Raw genomic sequence first — 472 nt, forward strand, 5'->3', positions numbered from 1 at the left:
CTCTTTGCCTATCTCTAGCAGGTTATATCTTAGGATCGTAGTTCCCATTAGATGTTTTTCTTTTGAAACAAATATGTAGTCATTTAAAAGATCTCTATATGGCAGCAGTATCTCAAATTCTTTTTCTACAAAATAAGCCTTTATTTTTGCCTTTTTGCCATTTGCATTTATTATAAAGGTGTATTTTTCTAAAACAAAGTCACCAAATTTTAGCTCCAGGATTTCTCCAGTTTTTAAATTTTTACAAGCAAGCAGCAGTTTAACCGCTAAAGAGTTTCTTGCATTTTCTCTTACAAAAGCGGTTTTCTCTAATAAAGATGGTAAAAATTTTAACAATCTCTTAAATTCAGCATTTGACAACCCGCCATTAATTACATTACCGACATAATCTCTGCTAATAAAGGCATATTTTTTTAAATTCTCTTTACCAATAAATGATAGAAATTTTTTAAGGGATTGAACAGCCAGAAGC

Annotated in this window: 1 protein-coding gene; it reads right to left on the reverse strand. The window is 30.5% G+C overall.

All coding sequences use genetic code 11. The annotated features are described in order from the left end of the window. A partial coding sequence (locus CYP28_RS08640) for a hypothetical protein (RefSeq protein ID WP_181000443.1) occupies nt 1-360 on the reverse strand: 360 nt, incomplete at its 3' end. Nucleotides 361-472 lie beyond the last annotated feature (112 nt).

This window comes from Campylobacter concisus (assembly GCF_002914195.1).
Taxonomy (GTDB): Bacteria; Campylobacterota; Campylobacteria; order Campylobacterales; family Campylobacteraceae; genus Campylobacter_A; species Campylobacter_A concisus_M.